This window comes from Marinobacter lacisalsi (assembly GCF_042651045.1).
Classification (GTDB): Bacteria; Pseudomonadota; Gammaproteobacteria; order Pseudomonadales; family Oleiphilaceae; genus Marinobacter; species Marinobacter lacisalsi.
Genome location: NZ_JBHSDI010000016.1, coordinates 117,428 through 133,853, shown reverse-complemented (window position 1 = coordinate 133,853; position 16,426 = coordinate 117,428). Strand labels below are relative to the sequence as shown.

14 protein-coding genes are annotated in these 16,426 nt (G+C 61.7%); 10 read left to right on the top strand and 4 right to left on the bottom strand.

What is annotated here, in order from left to right; genetic code table 11:
• Nucleotides 1-140: 140 nt before the first annotated feature.
• The 3 genes from ACFOZ5_RS13135 to ACFOZ5_RS13125 all read left to right on the top strand — a co-directional run bounded on the left by ACFOZ5_RS13135 (nt 141) and on the right by ACFOZ5_RS13125 (nt 3,534).
• Nucleotides 141-1,877, top strand: coding sequence for a methyl-accepting chemotaxis protein (locus tag ACFOZ5_RS13135; protein ID WP_379888039.1), 1,737 nt, complete (start codon nt 141-143; stop codon nt 1,875-1,877).
• 152 nt (nt 1,878-2,029) lie between these two features.
• Nucleotides 2,030-2,764 carry a spermidine synthase gene (locus tag ACFOZ5_RS13130; protein WP_379888037.1) on the top strand — a complete coding sequence of 245 codons (735 nt, stop codon included), beginning with the start codon at nt 2,030-2,032 and terminating at the stop codon, nt 2,762-2,764.
• On the top strand, nt 2,761-3,534 hold the full coding sequence (locus ACFOZ5_RS13125; RefSeq protein WP_379888035.1) for an ATP-binding protein: 774 nt from the start codon (nt 2,761-2,763) through the stop codon (nt 3,532-3,534). Before ACFOZ5_RS13130 ends, ACFOZ5_RS13125 begins: the two co-directional genes overlap by 4 nt.
• On the opposite strand, the gene ACFOZ5_RS13120 is transcribed toward ACFOZ5_RS13125, so the two are convergent.
• Entirely contained in the window at nt 3,527-5,536 is a 2,010-nt protein-coding gene (locus ACFOZ5_RS13120) for an ATP-binding protein (protein WP_379888033.1), read from the bottom strand. The genes ACFOZ5_RS13125 and ACFOZ5_RS13120 overlap by 8 nt on opposite strands.
• Nucleotides 5,537-5,539: 3 nt before the next feature.
• On the bottom strand, nt 5,540-6,241 hold the full coding sequence (gene pdsR / locus ACFOZ5_RS13115) for a proteobacterial dedicated sortase system response regulator (protein WP_379888031.1): 702 nt from the start codon (nt 6,239-6,241) through the stop codon (nt 5,540-5,542).
• Nucleotides 6,242-6,448: 207 nt separating this feature from the next.
• On the opposite strand from pdsR, the gene ACFOZ5_RS13110 reads away from it, so the two are divergent.
• The 4 genes from ACFOZ5_RS13110 (at nt 6,449) to ACFOZ5_RS13095 (ending at nt 9,993) form a co-directional block, all read left to right on the top strand.
• Entirely contained in the window at nt 6,449-8,575 is a 2,127-nt protein-coding gene (locus ACFOZ5_RS13110; protein WP_379888029.1) for a marine proteobacterial sortase target protein, read from the top strand.
• A gap of 2 nt (nt 8,576-8,577) precedes the next feature.
• Entirely contained in the window at nt 8,578-9,177 is a 600-nt protein-coding gene (locus ACFOZ5_RS13105; RefSeq protein ID WP_379888027.1) for a class GN sortase, read from the top strand.
• 166 nt (nt 9,178-9,343) lie between these two features.
• Nucleotides 9,344-9,586 carry a GlsB/YeaQ/YmgE family stress response membrane protein gene (locus ACFOZ5_RS13100; RefSeq protein ID WP_379888025.1) on the top strand — a complete coding sequence of 81 codons (243 nt, stop codon included), beginning with the start codon at nt 9,344-9,346 and terminating at the stop codon, nt 9,584-9,586.
• A 5-nt stretch (nt 9,587-9,591) separates the two neighbouring features.
• Nucleotides 9,592-9,993: an MAPEG family protein gene (locus ACFOZ5_RS13095; RefSeq protein WP_379888023.1), complete on the top strand. Its 402-nt coding sequence runs from the start codon at nt 9,592-9,594 to the stop codon at nt 9,991-9,993.
• Nucleotides 9,994-10,096: 103 nt separating this feature from the next.
• Here the strand turns inward: ACFOZ5_RS13095 and ACFOZ5_RS13090 are convergent, their stop codons facing one another.
• Nucleotides 10,097-10,303 carry a hypothetical protein gene (locus tag ACFOZ5_RS13090; RefSeq protein WP_379888021.1) on the bottom strand — a complete coding sequence of 69 codons (207 nt, stop codon included), beginning with the start codon at nt 10,301-10,303 and terminating at the stop codon, nt 10,097-10,099.
• 267 nt (nt 10,304-10,570) lie between these two features.
• On the opposite strand from ACFOZ5_RS13090, the gene ACFOZ5_RS13085 reads away from it, so the two are divergent.
• From ACFOZ5_RS13085 to ACFOZ5_RS13075, 3 genes are all read left to right on the top strand, one after another.
• Nucleotides 10,571-12,019 carry a rhomboid family intramembrane serine protease gene (locus ACFOZ5_RS13085; protein WP_379888019.1) on the top strand — a complete coding sequence of 483 codons (1,449 nt, stop codon included), beginning with the start codon at nt 10,571-10,573 and terminating at the stop codon, nt 12,017-12,019.
• Nucleotides 12,020-12,362: 343 nt separating this feature from the next.
• Nucleotides 12,363-13,541 carry an acyl-CoA dehydrogenase family protein gene (locus ACFOZ5_RS13080; protein ID WP_379888017.1) on the top strand — a complete coding sequence of 393 codons (1,179 nt, stop codon included), beginning with the start codon at nt 12,363-12,365 and terminating at the stop codon, nt 13,539-13,541.
• 14 nt (nt 13,542-13,555) lie between these two features.
• On the top strand, nt 13,556-14,695 hold the full coding sequence (locus tag ACFOZ5_RS13075) for an acyl-CoA dehydrogenase family protein (protein ID WP_379888016.1): 1,140 nt from the start codon (nt 13,556-13,558) through the stop codon (nt 14,693-14,695).
• Nucleotides 14,696-14,793: 98 nt separating this feature from the next.
• Here the strand turns inward: ACFOZ5_RS13075 and ACFOZ5_RS13070 are convergent, their stop codons facing one another.
• A complete protein-coding gene (locus ACFOZ5_RS13070; RefSeq protein WP_379888015.1) occupies nt 14,794-16,266 on the bottom strand; it encodes a hypothetical protein in 1,473 nt (490 codons plus the stop codon).
• Nucleotides 16,267-16,426: the final 160 nt, after the last annotated feature.

The window sequence follows — 16,426 nt, the reverse complement described above, 5'->3', positions numbered from 1 at the left end:
ATTTATAATGTAGGTATCTATCGTCATCGCTTTTCCGGTGACGGTAACGCCGTCTGGTCCGGCAATGAACCACACGGAATGCCAACAATAACGAAAAACTCTGATTCCAGATCAATTCCTGCTGTGCAGGGGGGGTACGCATGCAATCTTCGTCCGTCAGTGCCGGGTTGGTGTCTCAAGGGCATCACAAGGCCTCCGACCGATCATCAGGCGCCAGTGCCTGGCTGCCGTCACCGGTTGCCATACTACTGATTGTGCTACAGGTGGCGCTGATCGGGGCCGTGGTATGGCTGGCCTCCGGCACCGCTGCCACCATTGCCGTCGTGCTGGGCGTGGCTGTGGCGGCGCTGGCCTGGTACCTGGGCATGCAGTCTCGCCGGGACCGGAACATCAGCCAGGTATTCGAGCGGGCCCTCGGCCAGCAGATTGATATTTCGGAAAGCCTGACAGCCAATGATGACTCCGAGGAAGCCCGCGCATTGCAGGCGTTCAACAAACGTTTGCGGGAAATGATCCTGGACTTCCAGCACCAGAGCATCAGCATCTCCCTGTCTTCCGCCCGCAGTCGTCTGCTGGCGGAACTCGCTACCCGGGAGGCCAAGGGCCAGCTGAGCCTGTCCGAACAGATCTTCCAGGCCAGCAACGAAACGACGACGGCCCTGCAGGATATCTCCGGTCGCACAAGCACCATTACCGACATGAACACCCGCAATCTGGACGTGGCCCGGGAATCCAGCCAGCAACTGGGTGAAGCCCGGTTCCAGGTGGAAAGCATCAACAATGCCATGGGGGAATTCCAGCAGAACATTGCCCGGCTGGAAGACTCCTCCACCCAGATCCAGAAGATCCTCGGCACCGTTCAGGATTTCTCCGAACAGACCAATATGCTGGCACTGAACGCAGCCATTGAAGCCGCCCGTGCCGGTGAACAGGGTCGGGGGTTCGCCGTCGTGGCCGATGAGGTGCGCAACCTGTCCGTGCGCGTTGGCGAAGCCGCCAGCCAGATTGGTTCTCTGCTCAAGGAAATGATCAATGCCATGTCCGGGGCTGGCAACCAGGCCCAGTCGATCATGACCCAGAGCGCCACTGCCGGCGAGTCCGTCAGCGCCGCCGCCGACCAGTTCGGCGCCATGGTGAATGACTTCACCCAGGCCCACGAGGACCTGCTGATGGTGGGCAGTTCCCTGGAGCAGCTGACCGCCACCAACACCGAAACCCACAGCCATGCCTCGAAAATCCGGGACAGCAGTGAGCAGATCCGGGAAGGCATGTCGAGCATCTATACCCAGACCGATGCCCTGCGGGATAACACCAACCTGGTACTTCAGGCCCTGTGTCGCTTTGACCTGGGCGAGGGGCCGCTCGAGAGCATGATCAACAAGCTGTTCGATCGTCGCGACCAGCTTCAGGGCATCATGGAGGATCTCCGCAAGGAGGGCTACAACCTGTTTGATTTCAACTACAAGGAAATCCCCGGCACTGGCGGCCAGAAGTTCGACACCAGCTGGGCCGATGCCCTGGGCAAGCGCATTCAGCCGACCCTTGATGAGTGGGACCTGGGTGGCAAGGACGGCATTATCTATACCCTGCCCACGGACAATAACGGCTACCTGGCCATTGCCCGCAGTGCCAGTGCCCAGCCCATGACCGGCGACCCGAGGGTGGATGCCGCCCGCAGTGTGCACAAACGCATGACCGTAAGCGGGCAGGAGCTGGAAAACCTGCGCAAGTGTACCTATCTGAGCATGGGCACCTTCGTATTGCCGGGTACTACCAATGTCGTGCTGGTGATCTACGTACCTCTGTACGTGGATGGCAAGAAATGGGGTGTGATGACCTCCGGTATCGTGCCGAAAGCGGTTGGTGTCGATAAATAACCTGACCGGCCATTCTCTGGTCTCCATTCAGCAGCCCCGCTCCCTTGACGGGAGAGGGGCTTTAGCGTCCTTCCCTGCCCGCTTTCTTTGCTCCCGACATGAGCTCTCCTCCCACAGGTGCTAAGATGGCGCTTTTGCCCGGGAGTCAGACCATGGGTCTTCTGTTCGAACAGATCGACAGCCAGCCATCACCATTGGGGGAGATAACCCTGCGCCGTCGCCGTATACCCGCCCTGGGTGACCGGGACATCTACGAAGTGAAGCTGGGGGAGGAGTTCCTCATGTCCAGTATGTTTGTGGATGCTGAGGTGGCGCTGGCGGATCTGGCCCTGGAAGTGACCCAGGGGGAGGATCTGGCCGTGGTCGTGGGTGGCCTGGGTCTGGGCTATACCGCCGAGGCCGCGCTGCGTAATGACCGCGTTGGCGAGCTGCTGGTGGTGGATGCCCTGGGCACCGTGATCCGTTGGCACGAAGAGGAGAAAGTGCCCCTGGGTCAGGCGCTCAATGATGACCCGCGCTGCCGTTATGTCCACGGCAGTTTCTTCGAGCTCGCCGAGCCACAGCAGGGTTTCGACCCGGGCCAGCCGGGGCGGCTGTTCGATGCCGTCCTGCTGGATATCGACCATTCCCCCCGGGCGTTGCTGAACGAATCCAACGCCACCTTCTACAATGTCGAGTCCCTGGGTCGTATGGCGCAGCAACTCAGGCCCGGTGGCATGTTCGGTATGTGGTCTAACGAGCCGCCAGACGAGGACTTTCTGCAGGTGCTGGAGCAGGTCTTCGCAGCGCCGGAAGCCCGGGTGGTGTCTTTCTTCAATCCTTTCCAGAACCGGGAGGCCACCAATACCGTCTATCTGGCGAGGGCGAAGGGGGCGACCGACCAATGACCGGTACCGTGATCGACTGGGCCAGCCATTCTGCAGCGGTCTGGCGTCGTCACCGTCATGGCCTGAGGGCGATTCGTCGCCTCGATCCGGTCCGTTGGGACCAGCTGCAGGGCATTGAGCGGCAACAGGCCGAACTGGCCCGTAACACTGAACGATTCCTGGCCGGCAAGCCCGCCAACAACGCCCTGCTGTGGGGCTCCCGGGGTACGGGCAAGTCGTCCCTGATCAAGGCCCTGCTGAACCGCTATGGCCAGGATGGCCTGCGCATGATCGAGGTGGACAAGGATGACCTGGTGAACCTGCCGGAAATTGTTGACGACATTGCTGAACAGCCCTGGCGCTTCGTTATCTATTGCGACGACCTGTCGTTTGAGGCCGGCGAGCCCGGCTACAAGGCGCTGAAGAGTGTGCTGGAGGGCTCCCTGGAACTGCCGCCGGAGAATGTGCGGGTCTATGCCACTTCCAACCGTCGCCACCTGATGCCGGAGTTCATGTCGGACAACCTCCAGAGTGAGGTGAAAGGCGGTGAGCTGCATCCGGCGGAAGCCATTGAGGAGCAGGTGTCGCTGGCGGACCGGTTCGGGCTGCAGTTGTCGTTTTACCCCTTCCCCAAGGACGTCTACCTGCAGGCCATTGATGCCCTGTTTCCCGACGTAACCGACCGGGCAACCCTGCATCTGCATGCCATGAGGTTTGCCACCAGCCGGGGCGGTCGCAGCGGTCGCACCGCCCAGCAGTTCTACCGCCAGTTCAGCGGCGATTTCAGCTGACAGCACTGCCTGCTGGCAGATCCACCTCAAACCGTACCCCGGCCAGGCCCTGATCGACATGGTTGCCGGCCCGTACGCTGCCGCCATGGTGTTCGGCAATCAGCCGAACGATCAGCAGCCCCTGGCCCAGGTGACCCTCGCCGCTGCCTTCCCGCACGGACACGAACGGATTGAAGATGTCCTGGGCCAGGGTCTCGGGCAGGCCTGGCCCTTCATTGAATACCGATAGTCGCAACACCGGTCCGGCCGCGGCCACGGCGACCACGATCTGTCCGCCCCCTGGCGTGAAGTCACGGGCGTTGTCCACCAGCTTGTCCAGCAGCTGCACCATGAGTTCCGGAGAGCCGGTCATGGGGCAGCCGTTGGCGGGGCCCTGGTAGCGGATTTGGTGGTCCGGGTCGAGGCTCTGGTAGGCGGCGGTGGCTTCGGCCATCACGTCGGCAAGGTCAAAGTTTTCCGGCTCCGCCTGGTCGAAGCTCTGTTCCAGCCTGGCTGCCTCGCTCATGCCCTGAAGGATCTGGCTGAGCCGGTCAGTGGCACGGCGGGCCCGGTCCCGATAGCTGGTGCGTTCGTCTTCGGTGGCAGCATGCTCCAGGTTGTCCAGGGAGGAGCGGATCACCGCCACCGGCGTTTTCAACTCGTGGGAGAGGCGTCGTGAGAAACTTTCCAGATAGTCGGTGTAGCCCTGCAGGCGGTCCACCATATGGCTGAACTGCCGGTTGAGCTCCCCCAGTTCATCCCGGGCCCTGCTGCGTGGAATGCTGGCCAGGATGCGGCCATCGGGGTCGACGCTGGCATTCACCGCCCGCTGCAACCGGGCAATGCGCCAGGACAGCCAGCTGGCATAACCCAGTAGCACCAGCATCAGGCCGACGATCAGCAAAACGCTGCGGGCGATGACCGAGCCCAGGGTGTTGCCGGAAAGTGCCAGTATCTGCTCCAGTGACTGTTCCAGAACCAGCATTCTGCCATCCCCCAGCGGCGCCGTTGCCATCAGGTAGACATCGTTATCCGGGTGCCGCACCAGACCTCCGCTATCCGGCTGTTGCAAATGGGTTTCGTCATCCCGGAAAGGCATGGGGTCCGGCTGGTGAAAACGGACCAGGGCGCGCAGCATGTTCAGGGTGATCTGTTCCATTACCTCCAGCGGCGACAGATTGTCGAAGGCACGACCATTGTCCGGCAGGGGCTGCGCACTGCGGGCGATCAGCCAACCTGCCGGCTCGCTCAGCAGGACCCGTTGGCCGGGCGAGAGCAGCGTGTTCAGCCTGGCTTCCAGTGACAGGTTGCGGCCGGTCACAACGGGTAACGGGTATTGCCGGGTGCCCGCACTGTGCAGGAACTCCGGTTTGTCCGCATCAGGCCAGACCACTTCCAGGGACAGCTGGTCTCCCAGGTGCAGTCGCGGCAGGCGTAATTCCACCTGGTAGCTGTCGCCCCGGCTTTGCCAGGCGCCGCTTATCTGGTAGTCCTGTTTCCCCGGGTTGAAAGGGTAACGTCCCACCACCTGGCCGGGGGTAGAGGTGCGGATGATGCGCTCGGTCACCAGGCTGCCGGAGCGCCAGCGTAACCGCAGGAGCTCATAGGGCTGATCCGGGTTGGCGGGGTTGAAGTAGCGTGGATCGGGCCGCTGGACCCGCAGCATCAGGTACAGGTAGCGGCCATGGACAGACGCTTGCCAGGCCAGCACACCGGCGGCGTCGGCATTGGTTTGCCAGGGCTGCTCGCCCTCCTCGTAGCCGGGCCAGTCGTCGCCATGGCCATCTGCCTTGATGGGCTGGTCCGCCTGGCGGATATAGATGACGCTGTCGTCATCAGTCAGCGGATCCACTCCGTCGAGTTCTGACGCCGCCACTTCGGCCATGCGTCGTGCCTGGGCCTGGAGCTGGCTGGTGGACTGGTCCCGCAGGGCCTGGTCCAGTTCCAGCACGAACTGCAATCCCGCCCAGGGGATCAGCAGCATCAGCAGGCTGGCGAGGAAGAGCTGGCGTTTCAGGGACAAGCGTTACACCTCACGGGCGTGCCAGCGATAGCCCATGCCATAGGCGGTCTGTATACCGTCGAAATCCGGGTCCAGCTGCTGGAACTTGCGGCGGATGCGCTTGATATGGGAGGTGACCGTGTTGTCGTCCATTACCGTACTGGCTGCCTGCATCAGCTGGTCGCGGTTGCGCACGTGGCCGGGGTGGCGGGCCAGGGCATGGAGCATCCAGAATTCGGTGACCGTCAGTTCCACCGGCAGGTCGTCCCAGGCCACGGTCATGCGGTCCACGTTAATGGTCAACCGGCCCCGCGTCATCACTTCGTCCGGCTGCTGCAGGGCCTCGGCCCAGGCGTCTGCCCGTCGTAGCAGGGCGGTCACCCGGGCCAGCAGGTGGTCAAGGCTCATGTCCTTGGTGACGTAGTCGTCGGCACCCAGGCGCAGGCCATGGACCGAGTCGATATCGCTGTCGCGGGCCGTGAGGAAAATAATGGGCACGGTGGCAGACAGCCGGCGCAGGTCCTGGCACAGCTCGAAGCCGCCTTCCGGTTCGTCGCCGAGGCCCACATCAATCACCGCCAGGTCGGGCAGCGAGGTTTTCAGGGTGCTCCAGGCACTCTGGCGATCGCCGTATACCGCCACGCTGTAGCCCCGGCGCTCGAAAGCGTCCCGGTAATTCTCCCGGATGGCAGGTTCATCCTCCACCAGCACGATCTGTTTCTTCATCAACGTTTCCGCTTCCTTTTAAACCTGGTCCAAATGTAACCATCCCGGGTTGGCCGGACAAGCTGGTGGACGCCTAATTGCCGGCTATTGCCATAATTCATCATTTTCTGGCCGGATCCTGGCCAGATTGCACCACGGGATCGACGTTTCCTTTCGGTTTAATGGTTTCAGGTACATACAACGTCCAACAGAAAAGGAACCTGAACCATGCTGCCCAGCCAGCCATTACCGGGGTATCGGAAAGATCGCCAGTCACCACGCGGCCAGCGCCTGAGCCGCCGCCAGGTGCGACGGATTGAGGGGGCCAGCCTGTGGCTGGCAATGCTGATGCTGCTGTTCGTCCAGCCCCTGTTCGTGGAGGTGGAGGCCACGGAACGCCAGGTGGCGGAAGGCACCGGTGAGTTCCATTACCTGGGTGAACGGGGGCGCGTGCCGGCCCCCATGCTCAGCACCGACTACCAGGTGACGGTGACCGGGCTGATTGCTGAAACCCGGTTGCGTCAGAGCTTCGGCAACACCTCGGATCAATGGCAGGAAGGGGTCTACACCTTTCCTCTGCCGGAGAACGCTTCGGTTCACGCCATGACCATGACTACCGACGAGCGAGTCATTGTCGGTGAGATACGGGAGCGGGAGCAGGCCCGGCGGGAATACGAGCAGGCGAAAAAGGAGGGTCGTCAGGCGGCCCGGGTGGACCAGCAGCGCCCTAACCTGTTCACCACCCGCCTGGCCAATATTCCCCCGGGCAAGACGGTGACCGTGGAGCTGAAGTACCAGCAGCTGGTGCACTACGACAGTGGCGAGTTCAGCCTGCGCCTGCCCACCACCCTCACGCCCCGCTATATTCCCGGCGTTCCGGAGGTGCCGGGAGAGACGGAATGGACCGGCGGCTGGGCAGTGCCCACCACCGAAGTGGCGGATGCCCACCAGATTACCCCGCCCCAGGTCGCCCATGAGGATGTGGCGACCGGCAGTCACGAGGCCACCATTGGCATAGAATTGCGGGCCGGCCTGCCGGTGAGCAAGGTGAGCAGTCCCAGCCACCAGGTAGCGGATGAGCATGACGGCGACACCATCCGGGTCACTCCGGTATCCGGCACGGTGGCCATGGACCGGGACTTTCAGCTGCGATGGCAGCCTGTACGGGGGCAGGAGCCGGCGGCTGCGGTGTTCCATGAGGCCTGGCAGGGTGATGACTACCTGCTGGCGATGCTGGTGCCGGGTGAGCAGGGTGGCCGGGTGCTGACGCGGGAGCTGATTCTGGTGATCGACACCTCCGGCTCCATGGCTGGCGCCTCTATCCGGCAGGCCCGGGAAGCTCTGCTGACCTCGCTGGATACTCTGGGACAGGGGGACACCTTCAACGTTATTCAGTTCAACAGCCATACCAGTCGCCTGTTCCCGCAGCCAGTGACCGCCGGTGTCGACAACCTTGAGCGGGCCCGGCGTTATATTCGTGGCTTGCAGGCCAATGGCGGCACCGAGATGGCCTCCGCGCTGGAGGCGGCCCTGGATGGCGACGCAGAACCCGCCATCACCGACCTGCGCCAGGTGGTGTTTGTCACCGATGGCGCGGTGGGCAACGAAAGGGCCCTGTTCGCTCAGATCCGTGACCAACTGGGCGGCAGCCGGCTGTTTACCGTGGGTATCGGATCGGCTCCCAATATGCACTTCATGAGGCAGGCGGCGCGTTTTGGCCGTGGTACCTATACCGCCATCAGTGATCTGTCGGAGGTTTCCCGCCAACTGGATACCCTTTTCCGCAAGATGCAGTCACCGATGCTGACGGATATCGACGTGAACTGGCCGGCCGGTGTGGATGCCGGTGATAACTTCCCGGCGCGGGTTGGTGATCTTTACCTGGGAGAACCCATGATGCTGCTGGCTCGCGGTGCTTCGCCAGAGGGTGATCTGGCGGTATCCGGCGCGCTGCCTGGCGGCCAGGTATGGCAACGGGGGCTTGCCCTGGATCAGGCTGCGTCGGGCACAGGCATCCACCGGCTTTGGGCGCGGGCGCAGATTGACCAGTTGCTCGATCAGGGGCTGTCAGGCCAGATCGGGGATGACGCCAGGGAGCAGGTGCTGGCCCTGGGCCTGACACACCAATTGGTGACTCCCTATACCAGTTTTGTGGCAACCGACAAGACACCGGCCAGGCCTGTGGAAGAGAACCTGGAGCAATCTGCCGTGCCGTCACTGATGCCTGCGGGCAGTGCCCACCAGCGTATCGGCTACCCGCAGACTGCCACGCCGGCACCGCTATTGATGCTCAGTGGTCTGCTGGGGCTGACGCTGTCGGGTGTCGTGGCGCTGATTCGCCGGCGGAGGGTGTAGCTATGGGGCGCATGTTGCTTTTAGTGGTGACACTCTCCGCGGGCCTGTTGCTGGCCGGCCTGTGGATTCCCTTCAAGGCGGTGGTGGCCCAGGAGCTCCTGACCATGGCCTGGGCCCGCACCCAGGCAAGCCAGGTGGAAAGCCGGCCCTGGCCCTGGGCGGACACCTGGCCGGTGGCGAGGTTGCAGTTGCCCGGCGAGGAGTCCGCGCTGGTGGTGCTGTCCGGTGGTCACGGCGAAAGCCTGGCCTTTGGTCCGGGACAGGTCCGGGGTCCGGATCTGGGCGAGCGGCCCCGATCACCGGTGGTAGTTGCCGGTCATCGCGATACCCACTTCCGGCCGCTGAAGGACATTAAGCAGGGGCAGGAGATACGCCTGCAGTTTGCCGACGGCGCCTGGCGCCGGTACCGGGTGGATTCCCTGCGGATTGTCGACAGCCGCCAGGAGCAGATGGACCTGACACGCTATGACCGGAACTCGCTGGTGCTGGTGACCTGCTATCCTTTTGACTCCCTGGATGCCAATGGCCCGCTACGCTTCGTGGTGGAGGCCAGTCGCGATATGGCATGGCCAACCGGAGGTCAGGCAGCCGTCGGAGCCTGATGGACGTGCGCTGACAAAGCCCTCTCCTCATGACCCATGTGCCGGGGTGTTTGCCCCGGCACGCTTGCATGCGTCTGAAAATCACGGCAATCTCGGTGCATCCAAGCGCGGGCGGTTGCGTCAACAGGATCGTCCGTTCCTATAGCTAGTTCAGGGAGTAACACGGATGAACCTGATTCTGTTCCTCATTATCGGTGGTGTTGCCGGCTGGCTTGCCGGTCTGATCATGAAGGGTCGTGGTTTTGGCGTGCTGGCCAATATTGGTATTGGTATTGTCGGTTCGTTTATCGGCGGTTTCGTGTTTGGTCTTCTGCAATTGCATGCAGGGGGAACGATTGGTGAGCTGGTGACGGCGACGGTAGGCGCCGTTCTGCTGCTGGCCGCGATCAACGCAATCAAGAAAGGCTGACTACTATGCTGATGCCTGTTACTGCTGTGTTTGCGGCTGTTACAGCAGTTTTGCTGTTGTTCCTGTCGGTCCAGGTGTCCCGGTACCGTCTCAAGTACCAGAAGGGCATGGGGGTTAATGACGATCAGGATTTCGAGGTAGCGGTCCGCGCCCACGGCAACCTGGTCGAGTATGCGCCCATAGCGCTGATTCTGATGGCTATTGGCGAACTCAACGGGGTCAATGCTCAATGGATCTACTGGGTGGGTATGGCGCTTGTAGGCGGGCGTATCCTGCATGCCTACGGCATGTTCAATGGTCACGGTGGGCCGCACAAGGCGCGGCTGGCGGGTATCCTGCTGACCTGGCTCAGTATTCTGGTGATGGCAATGCTGTTGGTCTGGAACGTGATTCAGGTTCAGCCCTGAAGCGGCGGATGCCGGGGGAATCGGGAGGTGGTCCCCGGAGTGCCGGGCCATCGTGGCGGCGCTGCCCTGACGAGATCATCACCGGGCAGTGCCGTGGGATGGGTTACATAACAAGGGCCAGGGATTCCTCCTGTGGCTCGGGTAGGCTGTCGTTTTCTGATAGGCAGGCCAGTTGGCCGGGGGCTGAAACCTGTGCGTCTGCGTAAACGGATCTGGTTTCCTCCGCCTTGACCTCTCCGTTGGCCTGGGCCGCCTCCATTGCTGCCGCGCGGGCAATCAATTCCGGGCTATCCAGTACAAGTACCGTCATGTCGCTTTCCTTAGTTTATTGGGTCAGGCTATTGTTCTTATTCCCGCATACTATCGTTGGTATGCGGGGGCTTGGCAATCCCCCGTAGGCCGGTTGACCTGATTTAATGACATCGATGTGACGCCTGTATGACATGCGCTGTTCCTCCTTTTCATGAATTGGCGACCGGTCTGTCGCCCCTCATGCCTATTACAACGCGCAAAGCTGGCCGGGCTGTGGTAAAAAACCGGGTAATCACCGATGCATTGTGATGAAAAGTGACCGCTGATGATCATCATCCCCGCTGAAAAGAAAGTTGACTGGAAACATCCCCCCTGGATGACCTTCGCGCTGATGCTGGTGAGCCTGCTGGCGTTCCTGCTCTATCAGGGCAAGGATCCGGAACTGATCCAGGGCGCGGTAAGCACTTATCTTGATGCGGAGCTGGACCGGTTGGAGGCGCCGCTTTACCAGGACTACCTCGAGCGGGAAATCAGCCTGAAGGGCAATACCGATCTGCAGCAGCTGCTGGACTGGGTCGAGTATCTTGAGTCGGAGGGGGACCGGGTTGGTCTGGCGTCGCTCATGCTGTCTGACCAGACCTTCTACCGGTACCTGCGGGACAATCGCGACCTGCTGATGAACAGTCGCGAGCGCAGGCTGTGGCAGTCGGAACGGGAGCAGATTCAGGAGCGGTACATCTCGCGGCTGAGCGCCTATGAGGCGGGGCTGATGCCATCGGATCTGAATTTCTACAGCCTGATCACCTACCAGTTTCTCCACGGCGGCTGGGACCACCTGATCGGTAACATGGTGTTCCTGTTCCTGCTCGGGTTCACCGTGGAAAAGGCCCTGGGCCCCGGTCGTTATTTGCTGGCGTACCTGCTGTGCGGGGTGGTTGCGGGGCTGACCCACGCGGCCTTCCATTGGGGCGAGGCCACGACACTGGTGGGGGCATCCGGCTCTATAGCCGGGCTGATGGGTATGTACGTGGCCTTCTTTGGCCGCAGGAAGATACGGTTTTTCTACTACCTGGGGGTCTACTTCAATTACTTCCGGGCCCCGGCGCTGGTGATCCTGCCCATCTGGGTGGGCAAGGAGATGTACCATCATTGGGCCTCCGGTGGTGACGGCATCGCCTACCTGGCCCACGCCGGTGGCCTGGTGGCCGGCGCCGCCCTGATTCTGCTGTTGGGCCGGGGCTGGTTCCAGGCTCGGGAGTCCTTCTACGAGCCGGAAGCGGAGGAGCGGGATGAAGCGTTCACCCGCGAGTATGCCAAGGCCATGGAAGCCCTGTCGCGGATGGACTTCACGCTGGCCCGGCAACGTTTCGAAGCCCTCTGGCAGGCCCATCCGGACCGGCCGGTGCTGCTTGAGCACCTGTACCACCTGGAAAAACTGCGCCCGGACCAGCCCGCCTATCGGGACCGGGCCGTCGCCCTGATGCACCAGTACTTGCGCCTGCAGCAGCCCGAGAACCTGCTGAAGACCTGGCAGGAATACCTGGATCTGGGGGAGCCCAACCAGCCCCTGGCTCCTGAAGAACACAACCGGGTGCTGTTCGCGGCCCTGCGTGGTGATGATCTCAAGCTGGCGGAAAAGGCCTTTACCAGGGTGAAGGCGTCCGGCAGCGTGGACATGGTGCGGGAGGCGGGCCGTCTGCTGGCCGATGAATTCAGCAAACGGCAGATGGAGCCCAAGGCCAACGAATACCGGATGTTGGTAAAAAGCCTCTGACCATGCCGGGGCTCTTTCGGGGCTTCCGGTCATCATATGTCCGCTGTGCGGAACTCCCCGGGTTTGTCATGGTCATCCACTTCCGGTACCCTTCCGTACATTGGTGTATTGTTGTTTTTTATTCCATCTGTTTGTAAATAAACAATATTCCTGTCGGCGCCCGCATTGGGTGTTGTTCAGGGCATGACAGGCAGCCTGGTGATAAGGCATTATTCATTCGGTTTTCCGCTTCCGGTTTTTGCTGGGCGGAACAGAATTCCATTGTGAACTGGCAGCGCCGCCATAATTACTGTCAAGCCGGCCCCAATGGGCCGTTCGTGGGCTGCCCCCAAGGAGAGCAAGCATGACTGATCTGGATACCTTCCGTCAGGAAACCCGGGCATGGCTTGAGGAGAACTGCCCCCAGAGCATGCGTTCCCCCTTCAAGAGCGAAAAAGACGCTTGCTGGGGTGGTCGCAACTTCAAGTTCCAGAGCGAGGACCAGCGCCTTTGGCTCGAGCGCATGGCTGACAAGGGCTGGACTGCGCCCGAGTGGCCCACCGAATACGGTGGTGGTGGCCTCTCCCGGGAGCAGCACAAGGTGCTGCTGGAAGAAATGGCCCGCATCCAGGCGCGCCCGCCGCTGAACAGTTTCGGCATCTGGATGATCGGACCCGCCATTCTCAAGTTCGGCTCTGAGGCTCTCAAGCAGCAGCACCTGCCGCCCATCGTGCGTGGCGAGATCCGCTGGTGTCAGGGCTACTCCGAGCCGGGTGCGGGTTCCGACCTGGCAGGGTTGCAGGCCAAGGCCGAGGACAAGGGCGATCACTTTATCGTCAATGGCCAGAAGATCTGGACCTCCTACGCCGACAAGGCCGACTGGATGTTCGCCCTGGTGCGCACCAACCCGGACGTGAAGAAGCAGGAAGGCATCAGCCTGGTACTGTTCGACATGGAAACCCCGGGAGTATCCACTCGTCCCATCAAGCTGATCTCCGGCGAATCGCCCTTCTGCGAAACCTTCCTGGACGATGTCCGCGTGGAAAAGGACCAGGTGGTGGGCGAGGTCGACAAGGGCTGGACCATCGCCAAGTACCTGCTGACCCACGAACGCAGCATGATCGGCAATATGGGCAGCACGGCTGCCGGCCAGAAGACGTTGTCCCAGCTGGCGGTAGATGCCGTCGGTCTGGAAGATGGCAAGCTGGCGGACCCCATGCTGCGGACCGAGATTGCCTCCTGGGCCATTGATTCCATCGGCTACGAGCTGACCGCCGAGCGTGCCAAGGACCAGGCCAAGTCCGGCCAGGGCGTGGGCAATGTGTCGGCCATGCTCAAGCTTGCCGGTACCGAACTGAACAAGCGTCGCTACGAGTTGCTGGTAGCCGCCTATGGCAGCGAAGGCCTGCTGTGGGAAGGGGATGATCGCCCCGCGGGGGCCCTGCCCCAGCAGTGGCTGCGCACTAAGGGTAACTCCATTGAAGGGGGTACTTCCGAAGTGCAGCTCAACATCATCGCGAAAAACATTCTCGGATTGGGCTAAGGGCGGAGACCATCATGCAAAAGCTTGTACTGACTGAAGAACAACAGATGCTCAAGGATGCCGCCCAGGGCCTGTTCGGCGAACAGGCGCCGGTATCCCAGCTGCGTAAACTGCGGGACGACAAAGACCCGCTGGGCTATGTGCCGGAATTCTGGAACCAGGCGGTGGAACTGGGCCTGGCGGGCACGCTGATCCCGGAAAGCCACGGTGGGTCCGAGTTCGGGCACGTGGGCATGGGGCAGGTGATGGAAGAGGGTGGTCGTACTCTGGCTGCGTCGCCGCTGTTTGCCTCCGGTGTGCTGGGCGCCTGCGCCCTGATCCTGGCCGGCAATGACAGCCAGAAGGAAACCCTCAAGGGTATTGCGGACGGCAGTCACCTGACCGCCCTGGCCATTGATGAGACCGGACGCCACCAGCCACTGCGCGTGACAACAAAGGCGGAAGCCCAGGGTGACGGTTTCGTACTTAACGGAAGCAAGACCTTTGTGGTGGACGGCCATATCGCCAACACCCTGATCGTGTCAGCCTGCACCAGCGGCGGTGAGCGTGACGAATCCGGCATCACCCTGTTCCTGGTGGACCCGAAGGCGGAAGGGGTGACTGTTGAGCGCACCATCTTCCCGGACGGCCGCAACTACGCCAAGGTACAGCTGCAGAATGTGGCTGTCGGCGCTGATGCGGTGCTCGGACAGAAGGACCAGGGCGCAAAGCCCCTGCAGAAACTACTGGACATCGGCAGCGCCCACCTGGCGGCGGAACTGCTGGGCCTGTCCAGTGAGGCCTTCGACCGCACCGTGGCGTACATGAAGGAGCGCAAGCAGTTTGGCGTGTACATCTCTTCCTTCCAGGCCCTGCAGCATCGCGCTGCCCAGATGTGGAGCGAGCTGGAGCAGGTGAAGTCCATAGTACTGAAGGCGTTCATGGCGCTGGATGCCGATGACGAGCAGGCTTCCCTGCTGGCCAGCGCTGCCAAGGCCAAGGCCAGCCAGGTGGCGGAACTGGTCACCAATGAAGGCGTTCAGCTCCACGGCGGTATGGGCATGACCGATGAATACGATATCGGCCTGTTCATGAAGCGTGCCCGCCCGGTGCAGTTGCTATTGGGTGACTTCCGCTACCACGCCGATCGTGTGGCGAGCCTGAAGGGTTTCTGATACCTGAGCCATAAGCGCCCTCGTTCCAGGCATAAGTGAAAGAAATCAAAAAGCGGCAGGGCTGAAAGGCCCTGCCGTTTTTTCGTCTCTGCTCACGGTTATGCAGTGCCACCGCTGAGATCTGCTGCGGCAGCAAAGCTGGCTTTTGGACCTTTTAGTGGTTCCCGCCGTTCTGCCTGCGCCATATACGCGGCAATGGTCTGCTTCATGTCCGCGTCCAGGGTGCTTTTATCCGCGAATTTGAGGAAACTGGTGGCCTTGTCCCATTGCTCGAAGCCATTGGCCAATATGCGCGCCACCAGGATGTAGGCGGGGGCAATCTGGTCGCTGTCCGGAAAGCGCTTGTGGAAGTCTTTCAGCAGTTGCAGGGCCGGCCTGGGTTCGTGCTGCAGGAACAGCAGGTCGGCACAGGCCACCACAAGCTCCGGGTCCTGGGGCTGGAATTGCGGGTCATGCTGGCGTAGCAGCGTGAGCAGGGTTTTCATGTCGCTGTGCTTGCGAAAGGCCACCATCCAGTGCAGCAGTTTGGCGTGATGGCGATTGAGTGCGTCCAGGTCATGGCGGGCCAGCGAGAGCTGGTAAAGCTGGCTGAGCCGGTTGGGATTGGCCGGGTCCCGTTTCAGGGCTTCCTCCAGGATACTGGCAACCCGGTTGTAGTTGCCTTCTTTCACATTCATGTCGATATCGGCGTCCACCCGACGGGAGCGGTCCCGGTTCGGGTCGGCAGGCTCCTCCACTTCCTGGAAGTCACTGGCGAAGCCCAGTTCTTCCTGGTACTGGAACAGCAGGTAGCCGAGCATGTGGAATACGATGACGATAAAGACACTGCTCAGGAAGCCGCCGAGGGGGTAGGCGATAACCGGGTGGAAATGGGCGAAGGCCAGCTCCTGTGCGGCCGCCGACGCCATGGTCATCAGCACCAGGAACCCGTAGAGGACGAAGTAGGGCCAGCCGATGGAAGAGATTAGCGCGGTGATATTCAGGGGGTTCAGGGCCGGGAATATGGAGTCTTCCATGGCCAGGATCATGATTGCGGCCGGCACCGCCAGGTAGGCCAGTCCGGTGACCACGACGCCGGGAATCGGCCCCAGCAGGGCAAAGGCGGAAACCACAGCAGCAATCATCACGAAAACAATTACAAAGCTCTGCAGGCCCAGGGCAAAACCGTCTCCGGACCAGGCTTCCGCAACCGGTGGTGGTTTCATGTGGCCATTGGCGGTGTGGCGGATGACGGTATAGCAGTACTTGATCAGCACCAGTAGCAGCACCAGGTAGATCAGCCCACCGATCAGGCCCGGGTTGAGGAACAGTGGCACTACGGTGCAGATGATCACCACCAACAGCGGATCCGAGTGGAACGGGTAGCGGAAAAACGACGACAACCGCTGCCAGAAAGGCTCCACTTCGGTGGCCGCACCCAGGTAACGCATCTGCCGACCGCAATGGGGGCAGAGGCCAATCTGCCGTCGGGGATCGGCATCCGGCATGCAGCCGGAGCAGTAATGGATCAGGCACTCCCCGCAATGCCACTTGGCAGGCTCGCCGGGGTGGTAATGGCAATCGTTCTTCACAGTTTGGTTCCCTGGTGTCCCGTTTGGTGCATTGGCCCGCCCCAATAGTAACCGACGGGCAACGATTTTGAACGGGCGCTGCACGAATCACACACATCGACTTTCTGATTATGTATATTAGTTAATGAATTGTCGGCCCAGGGAGTGCCCAGCGGGCCGG